Consider the following 19,706-nt stretch of genomic DNA (forward strand, 5'->3'; position numbering starts at 1 on the left):
TAATCAGTTGCTTGGCCCAACTGATAGAAATCAAAATAGACCCGGACTCTCTGCATCTGATGAGAATCGCGCGCCGGACAAGAGCGGGGAATGCCCCTTCACGAAAATCAGCGTTGTAATTTCCTTTAGAACGGCGTGGCGCATAATGAAGCTGCAGGCGTTGTCTTGTGTGTTCCGCTGCATTAGCGTCCGGAATCATGGTCATCCGACGATACACATTTGCGCTATTGACGAGTCTTCTGGTCATTCTGGCCGGATTTGGTGGCGAGTCTCATGCCTGCGTCGGGCTTCACTGCGGGGACCATATGCAATCGGCGGAACACTCCGCCGCGGTAAAAAGCATCCCTGACATCTCGGCCCAAAGCAGCCATCACGACACGGATAATGCCGGTACCGGAGAGTGTAACCCCTTGCTTTGCCAAGCCGTCGTACTGATCTCGCAGAACAGCCAAGTCGTGTGGAATCAATATCAGCTTGACCGAGAGTTCCAGATTGGATCCCAATCCAAGTTGACTGAACCAGATAGCCCCTACAGACCCCCTGACCTTTGAAGCTGCCAAGATCCGCGCGCGCCTAAGTGACCGGCCCTTGCGGCTGTTTGCGATGTGCCGCAGCACTTCCAGCCTCCACAAAGTCAGGTTCAACCCATGAAGAAAAGTCACTTGTTAATCGGCGCTTGCGTCGTCTCGGCTGTTGCCGCTTTCATAGTTTTTCGTTCAGACCCAATCGAAGAAGCCAGCCCCCAGGCGACAGTTTCAAGAGACGGCCTAGTCGCAATTCAGATGCCACCTATTGAGGGCAAAGCAGCAATCGGCCAGCGGGTCTTTGATGCCTCCTGTGCCACTTGCCACGGTGTCAATGCGGTCGGAATTGACGGCGCAGGACCGCCACTGATCCACAAGATATACGAACCTAGTCACCACGCTGATGAAGCGTTTCAGAGGGCGGTTTCACAGGGTGTAAGAAGTCACCATTGGCAGTTTGGAGACATGCCGCCCGTCGACGGCTTGACGCGAGGTGACGTCGCTATGGTGATCGCCTACATTCGTGAAATCCAGCGCGCCAACGGAATAAATTGAGGATAGCCCCATGAAGAAGATTGTATTGCTTATACTCCTGGCTGCACTCCCCAATTTTGCGCTGGCGCATTCCAAGGTCACAGAAACAACACCTGCAGACGGAACCACAGTAACGACTGTGCCCGCTGAAATTGGCCTCAATTTCTCGAAAGACATCCGGCTGACCCGGATAGAGATGGAACACGAAGAACACGGGGCAGTACGACTGGATATGGGCGACCAGGCAAGATTTGCTCAGAAGTTCAAAATTCCACTGCCAGGCAATGGCGCGGGCACCTATGTCATCGAGTGGCGCGGTTTAGGTGAGGACGGTCATGCGATGCAGGGCGCGTTTACCTTTACTGTGGAATGAGCATGCCAGACATCTGGGGAATTGCTGCAATCCTCGCAAAGCTAGCACTCTATATCGGCTTTGCGGGGGCCACTGGCCTTGTGGTCGTTAAGTGTCTCTATTCCAGCTTGGTCACACCGATAAGCCTGGCGATGAAACGCCAATCCATGGCCTTGGCATGGCTTGCTCTCATTGCGACGGCACTGGGGTTCATGCTTCGTGGAGCCCTCTTGACGGGCGGAGCGGATGGGCTGGTCGACCCCGAGATGCTTGGATTACTCTGGCAGACATCCGTAGGCGATGTATTTGTTTATCAAGTGATAGGCGCAGCAATGATCCTTGTCGGATTGTCTGTTCCGCGCTTTGGTTTAGGGATCGCACTTGTGGGTGGCACGATGGCTCTGTGGTCCTTTGCACAGATCGGGCACCTATCGGATCTAGAGAATTTTGGTACCCAACTCTTGTTACTAGCACACCTGCTCTGTGTAGCTTTCTGGGTAGGCATCTTCAGCCCGCTGCGGAGTATGGCTCTTCAACCTGAGCAAATTGCAGCTGCTGCTGCACTTGGGCATAGGTTTGGCCAAGCTGCGGCACTGATGGTACCCGCATTGATCGTCGCAGGTTTCTGGATGGCTTGGTTGCTTGTTGGTGATATCCGAGCGCTCATTTCCACTGGTTATGGGCAGGCCCTGTTGCTCAAAGTACTATTTGTAGGGCTGCTATTGATCCTAGCCGCCGCGAACAAGCTTCGATTTGTTCCGGCAATGCTGGACGGAGATACCAAGGCAGCGCAGCACCTCGCCCGATCCATCGAAGTTGAGGCGCTGATCGTTCTGGCGGTGCTGACAACTACGGCTACACTAACAACCGTTCTGACGCTTCCGAATTGAGGTAGGTGGAGATGACCAGGCACTTATTTATTTTGGTCCTATGCAGCATTTATTCCAGCGTTGCCGCGGATCATACGTTTACAGACAGAGACGTGGCGAATGGACAGAGGCTCTACGTAGATCAATGCGCCGCGTGCCACGGCGTTAACCTGGAAGGCCAACCCAACTGGCAAACACCGGGTGAAGACGGTGTGTTGCCTGCTCCACCACATGACGTGACCGGGCACACATGGCACCATGATAGCCTGCTTTTGTTTGACTACACCAAATTCGGCGGTGCAAAGACACTGGCCGCACGCGGCGTCAAGAATTTCAACAGTGGCATGCCAGGTTTCGAAGGCACTTTGACTGATGACGGTATTTGGGATGTTCTGGCCTATATCCGTTCCACATGGCCGAAAGATATTCAGCAGGTACAAGCCAGTCGCAACCTCGCACACGACTAGAGGCAGGCCAACACGATTATCACAGACATCATCTGTGCGGGATACCTGAACGTTAGCAAATCGCAATGTTCAGGAGGAACTATTTTCCGGAGCTCGAAATCCCAAAAGCCTTTCGATATTTGGGAATGAAAATATCTTTCCCCTTTATCTTGCGTGTGATCCAGTCACCCACTGTCGCAAAAAGCCAACTGCTGCCGATGACTGGGCCAAGGGGAACCAGAATGGGTGCTTTTTTCCAGGGCGCGTAGGGTTTTTGACTTTCAACGGGTGCGCCCTCGATTACTTTCTTAAGCGTTTTGATCAGCCACGGATTCTGCCGTGCCGTTGCTACGATTGTCATTCCGTCGCCAATGTCGGCAATGTCACCGCCGACGAAGACATTCGGATAGCTTGACGGTCGCAACCATTTGTCGGTTTTGACCCTACCCAATGCATCAGCCGACACGCCCGGAAGGCTTTGAACCAAAGACGATTGGGGTTTCGATCCAACCACCGGAAATATAAGATCTGCCGCAATCACTCTACCGTCGGTCAAGCTCACGGATCCTTCGTAGGGCCGATCCAAATGGCGTAAATCCTGCGCCCTCTGGCCGAGAATGACAGTGACGCCCAGCCGTTCCAACTTACCTTTGAGCTGCGCGCCTAGCTTGGCCGGGTACTTGGGAAACAAGGTATCATCCGACGAAACCAGGGTGATGGATTTACCCGGATGTGCCGAGGCTGTTTCGCCCGCAAGCTCTGTACCGACAGCGCCTGCCCCTACGATCACAACTGAATTCGCCTTGGCCAGTTGCGCGCTGACGTCTTTGCTCGCTTGCTGAAAATCCGCAATGCTGCCACCCGACGGCTTGAACGGCGCTGCATAGGATGATCCGGTGGCGATCAGGATATAGTCCGCCGGAAAGACAGCTCCAGATTCTAAAGTGACCTCGGTTTCAGAAACCGAAACGGCGCGCCCGCGCACGACCTTACCCGATTGCAGCAGATTGTCGTATGGCAGGATGATCTGGTCCAGCAAGGCGGGTTCAACCAGCGCGCGGATCGCTGCAGGCGGATGCACGAACGCTTCGCGTTGCTCAATCAGGGTGACGTCCGCGCAAGCGTCCAGTTCCCGGGCAACTTCAAACCCGACATAGCCCCCGCCAATGATCACAATTTTCTTCTTCGCCATAGGGTCCCCCCGTTGCGGCATAACGTTCTGACCACTATCTAAAATTGCAGGTTCACACGAACAAGTACGGTCATCTAGGATACTGCCTTGAAACATGATGAGTTAGAGGATCATTGTCAGATCGAAGCATTGATCTCGGCGATCTCAGGTCGATGGAAGCTGTTGATCATCTACTGGCTTTCGCAGGGGGACTGCCGGTTCAACCAGCTTCAGCGAAACCTCGGGCGCATCACACATCGAACGTTAACGCGCCAGCTGACCGAGTTGCAGACGACGGGCTTTGTCTCTCGCAAAGACTTCAAGACCATACTGCCGCATGTCGAATACAGCCTCACACCTCTGGGTCAAAGCCTGCTTCCACTGCTGTATGAGATGCATCAATGGGCGGCGCAGAATGCGGACAAGTTACCGGAACCGAAAGATCTTTCGAAACAACTAGGGCGATGACCCAGCCCCTTGAACCGGGGCCAGGCATCTGAAGGGGTAAGACCAAGATCTATGTCAAAGACCGACCAATATCTCTGGCAACCATGTCGCCACTTCGGGGATCAGGATGATGACCACAAGAACCAGCATTTGCGCCCCTACAAAGGGCAACACGCCGCGATACATCTGCCCATAGCTCATGTCACGCGGAGCGATTGATCGAAGATAGAAAATCGACGGTGCCATTGGCGGTGTCAGATACGAAGTCTGAATCACCACTAGAACCATCATGGCAAACCAGATCGGATCAATTCCGGCGGATTTCACGATCGGGGCAAAGATCGGAATGAAAATCAGAACGATCGACACCCAGTCCAGTACAAAGCCCGCGAAAAAGACCACCAACAAAAAGAATGCGATGATACCGGCATTGCCATACCCGATCCCGGCAACGGTATCGCGCACCAGCTGTCCGCCTCCGGTGACCGCAAAGATGCTGGTGAACATCGTTCCTCCGGCCACGATCAACATGATCATAGCGGTGATGCGCAGGGTCACATTCAGTGCCTCGGACATCAGTTTCAGGTTTAGTTCCCGAAACATCAAAGCCAGCAGGATCGTACCGGCGGCCCCGACTGCGGCAGCTTCGGTGGCCGAGGCAACACCGGCCAGAAGCGAGCCCAGCACCAGGACAATCAATGCCAGCGGGGGCAACAATGCCGTCAACGTCACCTTCATCTTACGGCCGGTTGGCATCGCGCGCTCTGCCTGTGGCAACGGAGGAGCGTCAGCAGGTCGGACCATGCTGCGCACCAAAATATAAAGCACGAAGAATACCACCATCAGCAAGCCGGGCAGGATAGATGCGGCAAACAGCTTGCCAATCGACAGCTGCGCAATCGACGCATAGACGACCACAATGACCGAGGGTGGAATTATTGTCCCCAGTGAGCCCCCTGCACAGATTGTTCCCGCGATGAGGTCATTACGATAACCCGCTTTGGTCATGGCTGGGATGGCCATCAACCCCACAACTATCTCGACCGCGCCTACAACGCCGGATGCGGCGGCGAAAACTGCGCACATTGCAATCGTCGACAGCGCCAATCCACCGGGCAAGCCGCCCAGCCACAACTGCAGTGCAAAGAACAGACGTTTCGCGATCCCCGAACGCTCAAGTATCGCCCCCATGAAAATGAACAGAGGGATTGCTGCCAGTACGAAATTCGAAGCCGTATGAAGCAGCGGACCATAAAGCTGCAAAAAGATCAGCTCGCCAAACACCATGTAGCCAAAGGCGACGGAGATGATGATGAGCGAAAAGGCCACCGGCACTCCGGCAAAGACCAACACAAAAAGGGCTGCAAACATCAGTAATGGTGTCATTGGTTTTCTTCCATGCCGTCCAGTTCGCCCGGTGCCTCACCAGGGTTCTTGCGCCCCGAAAGCAACTTGATCGCCTCAGCCAGGAATTGCAGCGCCAAGGCCGCCAGACCAACGGCGATGACCGTGTAAAACGGCCAGACAACCGGCGCCCAAGGGCTGACGCTTTCGACCTCTCCGGTGATCAGAGCTTTCCAGGCTTTTTTGCTTGCAACCCAGGCAAAGATGGTCGTGATCGGTGTCATGACCAACAGAAAGACAGCACCGTTCAACAGCTGCTGCGCCCGCATCGGCATACGCTGAGACAGAAAGTCGATCCTGACATGCACGTCACAGCGCAGGGCATAAGCCGCCCCAAGCAGAAAAACCGAACCGTTCAGCATGTACGAGATATCAAACGCCCAAAGCGTCGGCGCACCAAACGCATAGCGAGCAACAACCTCGTACAGCATTGCCACGATCAGGGCAAAAATTACGCATCGACCCAGCAGGGCCAGCGCCCCGGCAATCGCGTCGATGACTCTGAGAATAGTGGTCATGTATGTCCCCGGAAACGGATGACCGGCACGAATATCCGGTCATCCAACCAATGTCAGGGCAGAGCCTATTCGGCGCTGTCGCGAACCAAATAACCCGAATTCTCGGCCCAGTTCGCTTGATAGGTGAGGTAGCTGTCCAGAACCTCTTGCATCCGGGCGCTTCCGTCTTCGGCTTTTTTGGCAGCCTGGCTACGGGCCCAATCGCGCCCGGCGGCGCGGATCTTTTCGGATTCCGCTGGTACCATGTTGATGATTTCAACTTTGGTATCGCGGAAGGCAGCCATGGCTTGAATGTCCGCGTGACCGAAATGTGTGAAGCTTTCGTATGTTGTCAGCTTGGCCGCTGCGGTAACCTGAAGCTTGATATCCTCGGGCAGAGCATCCCAAGTTTCCTGTTTGACGAAGACTTCCCACAGAAAGGACGGCTGATGCACGCCGGGCATGATCATATAGGGCGCAACCTCGTGGAAACCTTCAGAGATATTGCCTCCTGGTGTCGACCATTCGACCGCGTCCACACCCTTACGCTGCAGCAAAGTGTAGATTTCATTTCCCGGGACAACCGTCGGAACGCCGCCAAAGCTGTCCTGTAGAACAGCGGCCCATGCGCCCGAGGTCCGGTATTTGACGCCCTTCAGATCGTTGGTTGTTTCGATCTTGACGTTCGAATGCGCCATAACTTCGGACGTACCGACCCCAACGACCAGCGTGTGCAGACCCATTTCTTCGCGGCGGAAATCCTGCAGCATCTGCTCACCGCCGCCTTCATAGATCCAGTGCAGGGTCGCCTCGCCGGACATTCCACCGGGGAAGCTGGCGAAAACGGCATTGGTCGGGTCCTGGTTTACCAGATAAGACGGCGTGGAATGTCCGGCTTCGACGATGCCGTCCTGAACTACTTCATACGCCTTGAAGGCCGGGGCCAGAACGCCCGCGCCAAAAGGTTGGACATGCATGCGCCCCGCGGTCAGTGTGTCCACATTAGCCGCAAATCGTTCCATGAAGTTCTGGTAAAAGAATGAACCTTCACCAATCGCTGCGGTCATCTTCCATTCAATTTCTGCGGCGCTTGCGGGCATTGCAAGCGTGGCTGTTACCGCCAGGGCGGCAAAGTTCGAGAAGAGTTTCATCTTGTCCTCCTGTTATGGGCCAAAGCCCGATTTTGCACGTCGAATGACGCGGAATTTCCGGTGATCTGCTTCTATGGCAGAGTGTTGCGGATGATACGGAACAGCCGATCTTGGTGTCCCTGCCCGGCCCCGTTCACCGGGGCCAAAGCCTTTGATATGACCGAGGAAATTTCCAGCCTCAGCCCTGTGGTTCACCGCTTATTGCGTCGAGCCTTCCAGATCTTCGGGGCTGAGTGCGGCGGGCATGTTCTGATATGCTACGGGTCGCAGCCAACGGCGGATGGCCATTGTGCCGACGCTTGTTGCGCCGAAATTCGTGCTGGCAGGATAAGGCCCCCCGTGGACCATGGACCCCACCACCTCGACCCCGGTTGGGAAGCCGTTGAACAGCAACCGCCCGGCCTTGCGCTCCAGGATCGGGAAGAGTTGCTGCGCCAGCGCGGTGTCGCTGTCATCCATCTGGATCGTGGCCGTAAGTTGCCCGTCCAGCTGGGCTGACAAGGCAACCATCTCTTTTTCCGAGCCGACGCGCACAATCAGCGATGCGGGCCCAAACACTTCTTCGCTGAGGCTGGGATCAGCCAGAAACGCTTCGGCATCGGTTTCGAAGAGCGCCGGTTCAGCTGAACGGCCTGCCGTGGAACCTTGATGGATCGTGCGCACAGCGGGATGTTCGGCCAAATGCGATTGGCCGGATCGAAATGCCTCGGCAATCCCATCGGTCAGCATGGTCTGTGACGGCACTGTACTCAGGGCACTCGCAGCAGCATCGATAAATTGGTCAGCATCATCGCCTGTGATCATCACGGCAACGCCCGGATTGGTGCAAAACTGCCCTGCCCCCATGGTCATCGACCCCGCCCAGGCTTTGCCGATCTCTTCACCTCTGGCGACCATAGCGTTTGGAAGAACAAACATCGGATTGACCGAGCCCAATTCACCAAAGAACGGGATCGGGTCTGGGCGGCTTGCGCAGAGGTCAAACAGCGCCCTGCCTCCGGCCAGCCCACCGGTAAAGCCCACGGCACGGATTGCCGGATGCTTTACCAATGCTTCTCCGATGCTGCGGTCCCCACCTTGCACCAATGAGAATACGCCGTCGGGCATACCGGTCGCCCTGGCCGCCGCGTGGATGGCATCAGCGACGATTTCGCCGGTGCCCGGATGGGCGGGGTGGCCTTTGACCACGACCGGGCAACCTGCGGCCAGTGCCGATGCGGTGTCACCTCCGGCAACCGAAAATGCCAAGGGGAAGTTCGAGGCGCCAAAAACAGCCACCGGGCCAACCGGGCGCTGCATCATCTTGATGTCAGGACGTGGGGCGGGTTGGCGATCCGGCATCGCCAGATCATGGCGGCGCTCTAGATACGCACCATCCTGGACGAATTCGGCAAACATGCGCAACTGACCAACCGTGCGTCCCCGCTCGCCTTGAAGACGCATCTCGGGCAGACCGGTTTCTGCACTGCCAATGCTGGTGATGGCCTCGGCACGGGCCTCGACCTCATCCGCGATAGCATTCAGGAATCTGGCCCGATCCGCTCGGCTGCGATTGGCGTAATCTCCAAAGGCGGCCTCGGCCAGGGTACAGGCCTGATCAACCAACTCAGGCGTACCCGCAGCAAAGTTGCTCCCCTCACCCGAGACGGGGCTGGAGGCAAAGCTTTCATCAGCTCCAACCCACTGACCGCCAATCAAGTGCTGACCGCGAAAAACATATCCATTATTCAACGACATACCCAATCCTCACGCTGCATTTTGCGCCGAAGAACCGGCCTGACTGCTCCAGTTCTCGTACCAGGTACGGAACAGTCTGAACTGTTGTTCAACATAGCCGCGCTGGCTGTCAGTAAGGGCATCTGTTTCGTTGAAATGATGCGTGTATTCGGGATGACCCGTCATAACCATTAAGTGTTTGTAGTAGAGCACAAGATCGGTGCCTTCGTCGAAGGACGACAAAACGCCCAAAGCCGCCTCAAGCTCCAACGCCCGGGCACGCGCGTTGGCATTGCCCTTGGCCGCCGCCTGACACAAATCCACCAGATGCAGAATCTCATCGGGCAGCACATTCCCGATCCCAGTGATGGCGCCGGTTGCGCCACAATTCACGATCCCGTGGAACACCGCGGTATCCACGCCGACCATCAGGGAAACATTGTCATCACCGCTGGTGATGTTTTCGGAGGCATAGCGCAGATCTTCGGCGCCGCCGAATTCCTTGTAACCGTTCAGGTTCGGGTGGTCCTTGCGCAGATCAAAGAACAGATCCGCACGGGTGGTAAATCCGTAATAAGGGCTGTTGTAGATCACTGCGGGAAGATCCGGTGCCGCGGCCAGAATGCCTTTGAAGTGGTGCCGCTGCGCAGTCATGGACGCGCCGCGTGACAGTACACGTGGAATGACCATCAATCCGCTGGCGCCCACTTTCTGCGCGTGTGCGGCATGCTGGATTGCCAAGGCCGAATTGATCGCGCCTGTTCCCACGATCACCGGGATACCAGCCCCGACCAACGCCTCGACGCCCTGCATACGCTGCGCATCGGTCAAAAGGGGCCAATCACCCATCGAGCCACAATAGACAACCGCGGACATGCCCGTCTCGATCAGCTCATGACCTTTACGCACAAGCGCCTCAAAGTCAGGACTGCGATCCGCGCGACAGGGCGTCATCAGGGCCGGGATGCATCCGGAAAAGACATTCGGGTTCACGATTTGGGTCTCCGTATTTTATTGCCGGGCCGGTGGAATGCCCCACCGGGTTAGGGATTCGTGTAATCTTGCCGTCAGTCTACTTTAAATATTTTATTTGTCGACAAATTTTCGACAAGAAGGAATAAGGCCCCAAAATACGTGAAAAACAACTGGTTTTTGGCTGGGATTAACACTCGACTTAGCACCGGTACGTGTGGCAAAATTGATGTGCGAACGCAGATGGACCGCGATCCAGCGGCTAGGGAATGCTCTGACATGGAAAAACGAAAGCCGGTCGAAGCCGGCCGCAAACGTGGATCAGGCGTTCAGTTCGTCTATGAAACACTGCGGGACGAAATCATCGACCTCGCCCTTGCGCCCGGCAGCGCCATAGACGAGGCCAAGCTGAGCGAGCGGTTCTCGATGTCGCGCACCCCGATCCGTGAAGCCCTTGTCAGGCTGACATCGGAAGGGTTGGTGGCGACACTGCCGAACCGCGCGAGCATAGTGGCGCCCATAGACTTTTTGAATCTTCACACATTCTTTGATGCGATGACCCTGATGTACCGCGTTACAACCCGGCTGGCCGCCGAATACCGAACGGACCAGGATCTGTGCGACATTCGCATGCGGCAGCAGGAATTTTCGGATGCAGCTGCCAAAAATGACGTTCTGACCATGATCGCAAAAAACGCAGAGCTTCATAATGCAATCGCCAAAGCAGGGCGCAACCCATATTACGAAAGCCTGACGCGCAGATTGCTGAACGAAGGGCAACGGATCATGCGGCCCTATTATTCGTCCTTTGGGGATCGGTTACCGGATCGGTATTCCCTGGAACATGACGACATAATCGCAGCTATTGCGGCCCAGGACATTACCGAGGCCGACCGATTGGCGAGCGCCCATGCGGAACAAATCGTCCAGAACATCCGCGACATGATCTCGGCGGATCGGCGTCACGCTATCAAACTCTGATTCTGTTTCGCTAGATACTAAGCCGTTGGAAAAATTGAGGGGTTTGAAGGTTTATATCCAGATCTTCCCAAATAAATTTACCTCTGCTAAAAAAAATTTTGATATTTCCTCTGCGATCCGGTTGAATGCGCGGCAACCCACGATTCCGGGAGACAGGGAATGAACGCAGCAAACGCGCGCGACAAATCAAAGCCGAAGGGCACGCCGACCGAGCTGGGGCAGGCAATTCGCAGGCGGCGCAAGGCGATGGGCCTGACTTTGGACAAGGTCGCACAGACCTCTGATCTGACAACGGGCTTTCTGTCTCAGGTCGAGCGCGGCCTGAGCTCACCCTCGCTGACCTCGCTGATGGCGATTGCCGCTGCACTTCAAACCAGCATCGAAAAGCTGCTCAGCGTACCCGAGGTGTTCAGCGAATATGTGGCAAAGGACAACCGCCAGACATATTCCCTGGGTATGCGGGGCAGGTTTTATGAGAAGCTGGGCCCTGGTTTTACCGGTGCATTGTTCAACCCACAGATCGTTCATCGCCCCCCGGGGCACGTTTCCGAAAAGATGCGGCATGAGGGCGAGGCGTTTTGCTATCTGATCTCGGGACGGCTTGAATATCACCTTGGTGACAAGGTTTTCATTATGTCGCCAGGTGACGTCGTTCACCACGACACATCTACCCGTCATTTCTCGGTCGTATTGGGGGACGTAGAAGCCGTAGAGCTTTGGGTAACAACCTCTCCGATCAATGATTCCGGCTTTGTGGCAAGTTAAATTGACCAACCGAACAGAGGTCAGCCTAAATACATTTGGCCATTTTTCACCCACCACTAAAAAAAGCTTTAGTATTGTTAAGAATCGGATATGGTCGCCCCGAGCATGAATTCATTCTGCGGGAGGACTGATTATGAAATTGAAGACGGTTTTGGGACTAACCGTTGCCGCTACCCTGGCCATGCCTGCTTTGGCACAGGAAAGAGGCGGCACACTCAACTTTGCACGCTATGACGGGTCGCGCCTGATTGATCCGATCTATGCGGATCGCAACCCTGATATCTGGATGGTCGGCAGCCTGTTCGACACCCTGCTGCGGAGCAGTGCCGACGGCAATTCCGTCGAACCCGGCCTTGCTGAGACCTATACAGTCTCTGACGATGGTAAAACGGTTTCGCTGACCCTGCGCGAGGGGATCAAATTCGCAAACGGTACGCCCATGTCAGGTGACGACGTAGTCTTTTCCCTCGACCGAGCGCGCAATCCCGACCTGAGCCCCTGGGCTGGCTTGCTGGGTTCGATCGACGCGGTTACCGCAGATGGAAACGCGATCACGGTTGCCCTTGGCAGCCCGGATCCAACCATCCTGTCCATGCTGGCCACATTCAACACGGCAATCGTGTCCAAAGCGGCCTTTGAGGCCGCAGAAGGTGCAACAGATCAGGAAAAATCCGCTGCGATATTTGCCGCCACAGCCGCCGGAGTAGGCTCTGGCCCCTTCTATCTGTGTGGCTTTGAACAAGGTGCATCGATGGATTTCTGCGCCAATGAAAACTATTGGCGCATGGGCGCAGACGGCAAAGCTCTGCCGTATCTGGATGCCGTACATTTTGAGATCATCCCGGATGACGCTACCCGCATCCTGAGTTTGCAGGCCGGAGAAGTTGATGCCGCAGAATTCATACCATTCAGCCGTGTGGCCGAGCTGGAGCAGGATTCCAACATCAACATGAACCTCTATCCGTCGACGCGGATCATCTATTCGCCAATCAATACGCGCGATAGCCGAGCCGATGGTTCTGCCAACCCACTGGCCGACGCCCGCGTCCGGCAGGCGCTGAACTATGGCACCAACAAAGAAGCGTTGATCGGGCTGGTACTGCATGGCGCGGGTCAACCGATGAGCTCGCCGTTGATGGCCAAGGCTACCCAATATGCCGCCGACATGACCCCGCTCTATGGCTATGACGTGGACAAGGCCAAGGCATTGTTGGCCGAGGCCGGGTTTGCCGATGGAACCGAAATCACCTTTACCACGCTGGCAGGTTCTGCGGACGATGCAACCATCTTTGCGGCGCTTCAGCAGATGTGGGCTCCTCTGGGCGTCGATCTTGTGGTCGAGCAAGTGGACGGCGCAACACGCGGCGCAAAGAACCGATCAGGTGAGTTTGACATTCACACCTATGGCTGGGTCAACGATGTAAATGATCCCAGTCAGGTGGTGGGCTGGCTGGGCCACACACCCACGGCCAAGGCAGTAGGAACCGGCTGGGAAAACGCCGAGTTTAATACCCTGTTCGACGAAGCCGCCGGTGAAATGGACGCCGAGGCGCGCAAAGCGAAATTCGCCCGAATGCAAGAGCTCTATGCCGAAGCAGCCCCTCTGCTGTTCATGTATGAGACCCCCTTTGCCGTTGCAGTTGGCTCAGCTGTCGAAGGCTATGTCCAGACCCCTCTGGGCAACAATATCTTCGATCAAGCAACCGTCAGTCGCTAAGGTAAGACCCCTGGTCCCGCCGCTTTCAGGCGGCGGGACAAATTTGCGGAGCTCGCTTTGTCCAGCCTGTCCTATATCTTCAAACGACTCCTGATGATGATCCCGACCTTTTTCCTGGTCATGATTATTATTTTTCTTCTTGTTCGATTGCTACCGGGGGACCCTGCCATTGCGATGGCCGGTGATCGTGCCTCGGACGCCGACATCCAGGCCATCCGTGAACGGCTTGGGTTGACCGAACCTATGCTGGTGCAATTCTGGCTGTTCCTTGCCAACACCGTGCAGGGCGATCTGGGTCGGTCCATCCTGATGCGCTCGGATGTGATCAATGTGATTTCTGACCGGCTTCCTATCACTGTCTTCCTGACTGTGTATTCGGTGGTTTTGTCGCTGCTGATTGCCGGTCCGCTGGCCTTTGTTGCTGCGCTCAACCGGGGCCGCTGGCCTGATGCGGTGATCCGCACCGTCTTTCAGATCGGGCTGTCGATGCCGGTGTTCTATATTGGCCTCGTTCTGTTGACCTTTCTGGCAGCACAGCTGCGCCTGTTTCCGGTCGGAGGATATGGCGACACCTTTACCGAGCGGCTCTATCACCTGTTCCTGCCTTCAGTGACCGTAGCGCTTTACACCTCGGCCATCATCATGCGGAACCTGCGCAGCGCGATTATCGAGGTTCTGGACGCCGAATATGTCCAGTTCGCGCGTGCCAAAGGCCTGCCGCCTCGTTTGGTTCTGGGTCGCCACGTCCTGCGCAATGCGCTGATTTCGACGGTAACCCTGCTGGGCCTGTCCATTGGCAATCTGATGAGCGGGACATTGGTCACCGAAACCGTATTCGCCGTGCCCGGAATGGGGCGCCTGATGCTCGAGGCTATCTTCGCCCGCGACTACCCCCTGATTCAGGGGCTGACCCTGACATTTGCTGTTCTGGTTTCCGTGGTTTTCCTGATGACCGACCTGTTTCAGAGTCGCCTTGACCCAAGGATGCGCCTGCAATGAGTGACGCGACATTCAACAGCACCTCGCAGCGCCCCACCTTCATGCAGCGGGCCTTGCGCAAGCCTGGGTTCGTGGCCGGGTGCATCATCATCGGGTTTTCGGTGCTGCTTGCCCTGTTTCCCGGCGTATTCGCGCCCTATGACCCAAGCGCAATCGACTATCAGGCCCTGCGCCAACCACCATCCTGGGCACATCCGTTCGGCACAGATCTGTTAGGGCGCGACAGCCTATCCCGCGTCATCTGGGCCTATCAGGTCAACATGCAGATGGCAATTTTCGGGACTGTATTCGCATTGGTCACCGGTATAACGGTTGGCGCGCTGGTCGGGTACTATCGCGGCATCGCGGACATGATCTTTGGCCGCATCGTTGACGCTGTAATCACCTTTCCTTTCCTGGTTCTTGTCATTGCCGTGGTTGCGGTTCTAGGGCCGGGCCTGATCAACATGTATATCGCGATTTCAGTTGTTTACTGGGTCTATTATGCGCGCCTGATGCGGGCCGAGGTAATCGCTCAAATGGGGAATGACTATGCCTCGGCCGGGGTGGTGATGGGATATTCCGACAGCCGCATCATCTTCCGCCACCTGCTGCCAAACGCGATAACACCGGTTATTGTCTATTGGATGACTGACATGGCGCTGGTGATCTTGCTGGGGTCATCCCTTGGCTATCTGGGGTTGGGGGCGCAACCACCGCAAGCCGAATGGGGTGTGCTGATCGCCGAAGGGCGCAACTTTATCTCGACCGCCTGGTGGCTGAGCCTGATGCCCGGCATCGCCATCGTTCTGACCGGCCTTGGCTTTTCGCTTTTGGGCGATGGGCTTGCCGATCTGCTGAGACCGCGGGGATAGCGATGCAGGACCAAACGAAACTTCTAGAAGTAACCGGGCTAAGCACAACCTTTCACAAGAACGGTCGCGCGTTGCCTGCGCTGCGCGATGTCAGTTTCGGCGTAAACCGGGGTGAGGTTTTGGGGCTGGTCGGCGAAAGCGGGTCGGGCAAGAGCGTCACGTTGCGCTCGATCATGGGGCTGGCGCGCCGCTATGGCGACGTGACCGGCCAGGTGCGCTGGAATGGAAGTGATCTGATATCCATGTCAGACAGGGCTCTTCGTCGGTTTCAGGGTCGCGAAATCGCGATGATTTTTCAGGAACCGATGACCTCGCTGAACCCGCTGCTGACAGTCGGACTGCAACTGGAAGAGACCCTGCGCGCCCATACCGACCTGCCCCGGGCCGCGCGCTTGGATCGGGCAATCGAAATGCTGGACCTTGTCGGCATCCCCTCGGCAGCGCAACGCTTGAAGGATTATCCTCACCAATTTTCCGGCGGAATGCGCCAGCGGGTCATGATCGCAATAGCGCTTGCCGCAGAACCCAAACTGTTGCTGGCGGATGAACCCACCACAGCTCTGGACGTGACCATTCAGGCCCAGATCCTCGATCTGATCCTGCGACTGGCGCAGGATATGGATATGGGGGTTGTGCTGGTCACCCATGATCTTGGCGTGGTTGCCCAGACTTGCGACAACGTGGCCGTTATGTATGCGGGACGGATCGTCGAACAAGGGCCGGTCCGCGATGTGCTGCGGTCACCGCATCACCCCTACACTGTGGGTCTGATGCGGTCTGTGCCCGAAAACATCGCTCCTCGCACGCCGCTATATTCTGTTCCCGGAGTGCCGCCCGCACTGGATGCCCTGCCTGCCGGATGCGCGTTTGCACTGCGCTGTGCCGCCTGCATAGACGCCTGCACGCAAGAGCGCCCAGCGATGACCCTGATCACCGAACATAGACAGGTCGCCTGTTTCAACCCGATAACCAAAACCCAAGGGAACGCCGCATGACCGCCCTGATGCAAATCCGTGACCTGCATCTGCGGTTCCCAATGGGCCGCAGCATCGGCGATGTCATTTCGCGGCGTCCTGGTCGCGAAGTACGGGCGCTGAATGGTGTCAGCCTAGATCTGACCCGCGGCGAAACTCTGGGCGTCGTCGGAGAGTCCGGGTGTGGAAAGTCCACACTAGCCCGGTGTATCGTGCGCCTTCATAAGCCCAGCGACGGTTCAATCCACTTTGAAGGTCAGGACATATTCGACGGCGAAATCAAAGCTGACCGCACCTATAACCGCCGGGTTCAGATGATGTTCCAGGACCCCTATTCATCGCTCAATCCCCGGATGACGACAGGGCAAATTCTGGCCGAAGCCCTGAGCGTTCACAACATGCGCCCAGAAGCAGAAATTCCCGACCGTGTGGCCGAGTTGCTTGATCTGGTCCGCCTTCCGAAGGACGCGCAAGACAAGCTGCCGCACGAATTCTCCGGAGGTCAGCGTCAGCGGATCGCCATTGCGCGCGCATTGGCGGTCGAACCCGAAGTTCTGATTGCGGACGAACTGGTTTCGGCACTAGATGTTTCGGTTCAGGCGCAGGTGGTAAACCTGTTGCTGGACCTGCAGCGGGAACTTGATCTGACAATCCTGTTTGTGGCCCATGACCTGCGGCTTGTCCGTCATGTTTCAAACCGGGTCGCGGTAATCTACCTTGGGCGGATCGTTGAAATCGGCGACAGCGAAACCTTGTTTTCCGCCCCCTCCCACCCTTACAGCCAAGCTCTGCTTTCAGCCGCGCCTTCGCTGAACCCCGACAACCGGGGCACCGTCAAGCGGCTTGAGGGAGAGCTGCCTTCACCGCTGAACATGCCCTCAGGGTGCCCATTCCATGTCCGGTGCCCTCACGCCAGCAACATATGCAAAGCCAAAGTGCCTGCCCTGCTGCCTTTTGAAAATCGTGGCGAGGTCGCCTGTCACCATGTTGAAGAGATAAATGCCGATGCTTGATGCCCCCGGAACCGACCGATCCGCGATTGTTTCGGCCTTGCGCGCAGAGCTTAAAGCACAAGGTCTGGATGCCTTTATCGTGCCCCGCTACGACGCACATCAGGGCGAATATGTTGCCCCTCATGATGAACGCCTCGCCTTTGTAACTGGCTTCAGCGGCTCGGCAGGCATGGCCATCGTCACACCCGAAACTGTCGCCTTATTTGTAGATGGCCGCTATGTGGTACAGGCTGCAAACCAGTGTGCCGAGGCTGTTTTCTCGCACCATCATCTGTTTAACGAGCCGCCCGAATACTGGCTGGCCGCCGTTGCACAGAAAGGATGGAAAATCGGCTTTGACTCGATGCACCTACCGCCGGTCTGGTTTGACCGATTTGAGCGCGGGCTGGAAGGCAGCGGTGCCGCGATGGTGGCGACACCTTCAAATCCGGTCGATGCAATCTGGACCGACCAACCCGCTGCCCCCCAAGGACAGATCGAGCCATTTCCACTTCAGTTTTCGGGCCGGGCGGCGGGTGAAAAGATCTCGGATCTGGCCACTGAGCTAACACGTCGAGAGGCCGACTTGCTGGTGGAAACTCAGCCCGACAACATCGCCTGGCTGCTTAATGTGCGTGGCTCAGACGTGGCTTTCAACCCTGTTCCCAACTCTTTCCTTCTGTTGCAAAGCTCGGGCCAAGTGCACTGGTTCGTGTCTGACCAAAAACTGGATGCCGATGTCACTGACCACATGCCGGAAAATGTTTCGGTTCAGGCGCCGGATGGTTTTCTGTCTACACTCAGTGATCTCACAGCGCCCGGCCAGGCCGTGATTTTCGATCCTGATTTTTCGCCGACGGCGGTCAAACAAGTGCTGGAGCGTACCGGAGCGAAGGGCGTGCCGATCAACGGATTGTTAAGCAAAACCAAAGCCCGCAAGAATACAACGGAACTGGAAGGGTTGCGCGCTTGCCATATCCGGGACGGGATCGCCTGGACCGAATTCTGCGCCTGGCTGGCGGCTCAGGTACAGAAACAGGCTGAACCGGTGACCGAGCGTAAAGCAGAACAGCGGGTATTGGCCTTCCGCCGCGCTCAGGATGGGTTCATCCACGAAAGCTTCAACACAATCTCGGCCGCCGATGGCAATGCCGCGATGTGCCATTACGCGACCGAGGCCAACAATACCGTTCCGATCCAACCGCGGGGCACATACCTGCTGGATTCCGGGGGGCAGTACGACACCGGCACAACGGATGCCACGCGCAGCTTTTCGTTCGGGCCTCAGCGGCCTGATGGATATGACCGGGCCTATACCGCAGTGTTCAAGGCCTTTCACGCTCTGGCCACGCTGCGCTTTCCTGCAGGCACACAGGGCCATCACATTGATGCAATCTGTCGCCGCCCGCTGTGGGATCTGGGATTGGATTATGACCACGGTACGGGTCATGGAATTGGCCACCGGTTGTCTGTCCATGAACATCCGCAGCGCATTGGCAAACCTTACAACCCGGTCGACCTGATGCCTGGCATGGTTATGTCGATCGAGCCGGGATATTACGAGGCCGGCAGGTTCGGCATTCGCATCGAAAACCTGTTCGAGATTGTCGAGGCAGATGACGGATTTCTGGAGTTCTCGAACATGACCTGGATCCCGATCCAGACGGATATGTTGATGCCAGATATGCTGAACCAGTCAGAAATTGACTGGATCAATGACTATCATGCCAAGGTTCTCAGACAGGTCGGGCCGCATCTTTCGCCTCTGGCCCTTAGATGGGCCCAGACGGCCTGTGCAACGCTGACCAAATAAACCTGAGTTTTGCCATCAGACCACCGTTCGAGGCGTCTTTCCGGCAAATACAGGCTGGACCCGGGCACCCTGATATTCGCCTACGTTATCCAACCAGTCCAGAAACAGGCGCGTGTTTCCAACGATGTAAGGGACAAAGCCGAAATCCGGTCGATTACCGGCCAGCTTTTGAACCAATGAACCCGTTTGCAACACGAAGATCGCGCCCCCTACCACAACGGCGGCGCTGATTGTGGGCGAGGCTGCGATCTCATGGCTTTGGGTTCCGGCCACCCAAAGAGCAAATGCCAGACGCGTCATCGCCACCGTATCCGTGACGCGGCGCAAGCCTGGAAGGAAATAGGTGGATAGAGCCGTCGTGCATACAATGACAGCCATATAGATCAGGCCGACAACAACCGGGACGGGCAATCCGAAACGCGTTGCATCTATATGTGAGTAAAGAGCGAAACCTGAGGCAAAAGCCAGAGCCGCAATCAGCGACAACCGCCGTCTTTCGAGACTTAGATGCCTTGTGACTCTATTCAC

General features: G+C 56.5%; 21 protein-coding genes. 13 read left to right on the plus strand and 8 right to left on the minus strand.

Features of this window, described 5'->3' with window-relative positions; genetic code table 11:
- Window positions 1–224 precede the first annotated feature (224 nt).
- On the minus strand, window positions 225–662 hold the full coding sequence (locus AC2FH6_RS09580; RefSeq protein WP_496702464.1) for a hypothetical protein: 438 nt from the start codon (window positions 660–662) through the stop codon (window positions 225–227).
- Between AC2FH6_RS09580 and AC2FH6_RS09585 the strand changes: the two genes are divergently transcribed.
- The 4 genes from AC2FH6_RS09585 (at window position 648) to AC2FH6_RS09600 (ending at window position 2,746) form a co-directional block, all read left to right on the plus strand.
- Window positions 648–1,079: a c-type cytochrome gene (locus AC2FH6_RS09585; protein WP_496702272.1), complete on the plus strand. Its 432-nt coding sequence runs from the start codon at window positions 648–650 to the stop codon at window positions 1,077–1,079. The genes AC2FH6_RS09580 and AC2FH6_RS09585 overlap by 15 nt on opposite strands.
- 10 nt (window positions 1,080–1,089) lie before the next feature.
- Window positions 1,090–1,431 carry a copper resistance CopC family protein gene (locus AC2FH6_RS09590; protein ID WP_496702274.1) on the plus strand — a complete coding sequence of 114 codons (342 nt, stop codon included), beginning with the start codon at window positions 1,090–1,092 and terminating at the stop codon, window positions 1,429–1,431.
- Between the two features lie 2 nt (window positions 1,432–1,433).
- Window positions 1,434–2,300, plus strand: coding sequence for a CopD family protein (locus AC2FH6_RS09595; RefSeq protein WP_496702276.1), 867 nt, complete (start codon window positions 1,434–1,436; stop codon window positions 2,298–2,300).
- Between the two features lie 92 nt (window positions 2,301–2,392).
- Window positions 2,393–2,746, plus strand: coding sequence for a c-type cytochrome (locus AC2FH6_RS09600; protein ID WP_425595598.1), 354 nt, complete (start codon window positions 2,393–2,395; stop codon window positions 2,744–2,746).
- A 79-nt stretch (window positions 2,747–2,825) separates the two neighbouring features.
- Here the strand turns inward: AC2FH6_RS09600 and AC2FH6_RS09605 are convergent, their stop codons facing one another.
- The gene (locus tag AC2FH6_RS09605; protein ID WP_496702278.1) at window positions 2,826–3,917 is read right to left on the minus strand and encodes an NAD(P)/FAD-dependent oxidoreductase; all 1,092 of its coding nucleotides are present in this window, start codon (window positions 3,915–3,917) and stop codon (window positions 2,826–2,828) included.
- Window positions 3,918–4,004: 87 nt separating this feature from the next.
- Here AC2FH6_RS09605 and AC2FH6_RS09610 point away from each other — a divergent pair, with 87 nt between their 5' ends.
- On the plus strand, window positions 4,005–4,364 hold the full coding sequence (locus AC2FH6_RS09610) for a winged helix-turn-helix transcriptional regulator (protein ID WP_496702280.1): 360 nt from the start codon (window positions 4,005–4,007) through the stop codon (window positions 4,362–4,364).
- Window positions 4,365–4,418: 54 nt separating this feature from the next.
- On the opposite strand, the gene AC2FH6_RS09615 is transcribed toward AC2FH6_RS09610, so the two are convergent.
- From AC2FH6_RS09615 to AC2FH6_RS09635, 5 genes are all read right to left on the minus strand, one after another.
- Window positions 4,419–5,729, minus strand: a complete 1,311-nt coding sequence (locus AC2FH6_RS09615) for a TRAP transporter large permease (protein WP_496702282.1) — start codon at window positions 5,727–5,729, stop codon at window positions 4,419–4,421.
- Window positions 5,726–6,265, minus strand: a complete 540-nt coding sequence (locus AC2FH6_RS09620; RefSeq protein WP_142637832.1) for a TRAP transporter small permease subunit — start codon at window positions 6,263–6,265, stop codon at window positions 5,726–5,728. Before AC2FH6_RS09620 ends, AC2FH6_RS09615 begins: the two co-directional genes overlap by 4 nt.
- A gap of 65 nt (window positions 6,266–6,330) precedes the next feature.
- A complete protein-coding gene (dctP, locus tag AC2FH6_RS09625; RefSeq protein WP_496694008.1) occupies window positions 6,331–7,395 on the minus strand; it encodes a TRAP transporter substrate-binding protein DctP in 1,065 nt (354 codons plus the stop codon).
- A gap of 198 nt (window positions 7,396–7,593) precedes the next feature.
- Complete coding sequence (locus tag AC2FH6_RS09630; protein ID WP_496702284.1) at window positions 7,594–9,132, minus strand: aldehyde dehydrogenase (NADP(+)); 1,539 nt, start codon at window positions 9,130–9,132, stop codon at window positions 7,594–7,596.
- Between the two features lie 9 nt (window positions 9,133–9,141).
- Entirely contained in the window at window positions 9,142–10,104 is a 963-nt protein-coding gene (locus AC2FH6_RS09635; RefSeq protein ID WP_496701231.1) for a dihydrodipicolinate synthase family protein, read from the minus strand.
- Window positions 10,105–10,362: 258 nt separating this feature from the next.
- Here AC2FH6_RS09635 and AC2FH6_RS09640 point away from each other — a divergent pair, with 258 nt between their 5' ends.
- From AC2FH6_RS09640 to AC2FH6_RS09675, 8 genes are all read left to right on the plus strand, one after another.
- On the plus strand, window positions 10,363–11,064 hold the full coding sequence (locus tag AC2FH6_RS09640; protein ID WP_496702286.1) for a GntR family transcriptional regulator: 702 nt from the start codon (window positions 10,363–10,365) through the stop codon (window positions 11,062–11,064).
- A gap of 159 nt (window positions 11,065–11,223) precedes the next feature.
- Window positions 11,224–11,829 (plus strand): helix-turn-helix domain-containing protein, encoded by a 606-nt coding sequence (locus AC2FH6_RS09645; RefSeq protein WP_281973159.1) that lies wholly within the window; start codon window positions 11,224–11,226, stop codon window positions 11,827–11,829.
- A gap of 133 nt (window positions 11,830–11,962) precedes the next feature.
- A complete protein-coding gene (locus AC2FH6_RS09650; protein ID WP_496692995.1) occupies window positions 11,963–13,546 on the plus strand; it encodes an ABC transporter substrate-binding protein in 1,584 nt (527 codons plus the stop codon).
- Between the two features lie 57 nt (window positions 13,547–13,603).
- Window positions 13,604–14,545: an ABC transporter permease gene (locus AC2FH6_RS09655; protein ID WP_496702288.1), complete on the plus strand. Its 942-nt coding sequence runs from the start codon at window positions 13,604–13,606 to the stop codon at window positions 14,543–14,545.
- The gene (locus AC2FH6_RS09660) at window positions 14,542–15,399 is read left to right on the plus strand and encodes an ABC transporter permease (RefSeq protein WP_496701234.1); all 858 of its coding nucleotides are present in this window, start codon (window positions 14,542–14,544) and stop codon (window positions 15,397–15,399) included. Before AC2FH6_RS09655 ends, AC2FH6_RS09660 begins: the two co-directional genes overlap by 4 nt.
- A 2-nt stretch (window positions 15,400–15,401) precedes the next feature.
- Window positions 15,402–16,394 carry an ABC transporter ATP-binding protein gene (locus AC2FH6_RS09665; RefSeq protein ID WP_496696734.1) on the plus strand — a complete coding sequence of 331 codons (993 nt, stop codon included), beginning with the start codon at window positions 15,402–15,404 and terminating at the stop codon, window positions 16,392–16,394.
- Entirely contained in the window at window positions 16,391–17,386 is a 996-nt protein-coding gene (locus AC2FH6_RS09670; RefSeq protein WP_496692993.1) for an ABC transporter ATP-binding protein, read from the plus strand. The genes AC2FH6_RS09665 and AC2FH6_RS09670 overlap by 4 nt, the downstream gene beginning before the upstream one ends.
- On the plus strand, window positions 17,373–19,178 hold the full coding sequence (locus AC2FH6_RS09675) for an aminopeptidase P family protein (RefSeq protein WP_496702291.1): 1,806 nt from the start codon (window positions 17,373–17,375) through the stop codon (window positions 19,176–19,178). Before AC2FH6_RS09670 ends, AC2FH6_RS09675 begins: the two co-directional genes overlap by 14 nt.
- Before the next feature lie 15 nt (window positions 19,179–19,193).
- On the opposite strand, the gene AC2FH6_RS09680 is transcribed toward AC2FH6_RS09675, so the two are convergent.
- The gene (locus AC2FH6_RS09680) at window positions 19,194–19,706 is read right to left on the minus strand and encodes a hypothetical protein (protein WP_496702293.1); all 513 of its coding nucleotides are present in this window, start codon (window positions 19,704–19,706) and stop codon (window positions 19,194–19,196) included.

It is taken from the genome of Ruegeria sp. CDSC045 (genome assembly GCF_059610725.1).

Coding starts and splice junctions, on each gene's coding strand:
- AC2FH6_RS09670 (WP_496692993.1), top strand. CDS start 16,391: ATGACCGCCCTGATGCAAATCCGTGACCTGCATCTGCGGTTCCCAATG.
- AC2FH6_RS09605 (WP_496702278.1), bottom strand. CDS start 3,917: ATGGCGAAGAAGAAAATTGTGATCATTGGCGGGGGCTATGTCGGGTTT.
- AC2FH6_RS09640 (WP_496702286.1), top strand. CDS start 10,363: ATGGAAAAACGAAAGCCGGTCGAAGCCGGCCGCAAACGTGGATCAGGC.
- AC2FH6_RS09665 (WP_496696734.1), top strand. CDS start 15,402: ATGCAGGACCAAACGAAACTTCTAGAAGTAACCGGGCTAAGCACAACC.
- AC2FH6_RS09660 (WP_496701234.1), top strand. CDS start 14,542: ATGAGTGACGCGACATTCAACAGCACCTCGCAGCGCCCCACCTTCATG.
- AC2FH6_RS09645 (WP_281973159.1), top strand. CDS start 11,224: ATGAACGCAGCAAACGCGCGCGACAAATCAAAGCCGAAGGGCACGCCG.
- AC2FH6_RS09650 (WP_496692995.1), top strand. CDS start 11,963: ATGAAATTGAAGACGGTTTTGGGACTAACCGTTGCCGCTACCCTGGCC.
- AC2FH6_RS09590 (WP_496702274.1), top strand. CDS start 1,090: ATGAAGAAGATTGTATTGCTTATACTCCTGGCTGCACTCCCCAATTTT.
- AC2FH6_RS09585 (WP_496702272.1), top strand. CDS start 648: ATGAAGAAAAGTCACTTGTTAATCGGCGCTTGCGTCGTCTCGGCTGTT.
- AC2FH6_RS09620 (WP_142637832.1), bottom strand. CDS start 6,265: ATGACCACTATTCTCAGAGTCATCGACGCGATTGCCGGGGCGCTGGCC.
- AC2FH6_RS09675 (WP_496702291.1), top strand. CDS start 17,373: ATGCCGATGCTTGATGCCCCCGGAACCGACCGATCCGCGATTGTTTCG.
- AC2FH6_RS09630 (WP_496702284.1), bottom strand. CDS start 9,132: ATGTCGTTGAATAATGGATATGTTTTTCGCGGTCAGCACTTGATTGGC.
- dctP (WP_496694008.1), bottom strand. CDS start 7,395: ATGAAACTCTTCTCGAACTTTGCCGCCCTGGCGGTAACAGCCACGCTT.
- AC2FH6_RS09615 (WP_496702282.1), bottom strand. CDS start 5,729: ATGACACCATTACTGATGTTTGCAGCCCTTTTTGTGTTGGTCTTTGCC.
- AC2FH6_RS09595 (WP_496702276.1), top strand. CDS start 1,434: ATGCCAGACATCTGGGGAATTGCTGCAATCCTCGCAAAGCTAGCACTC.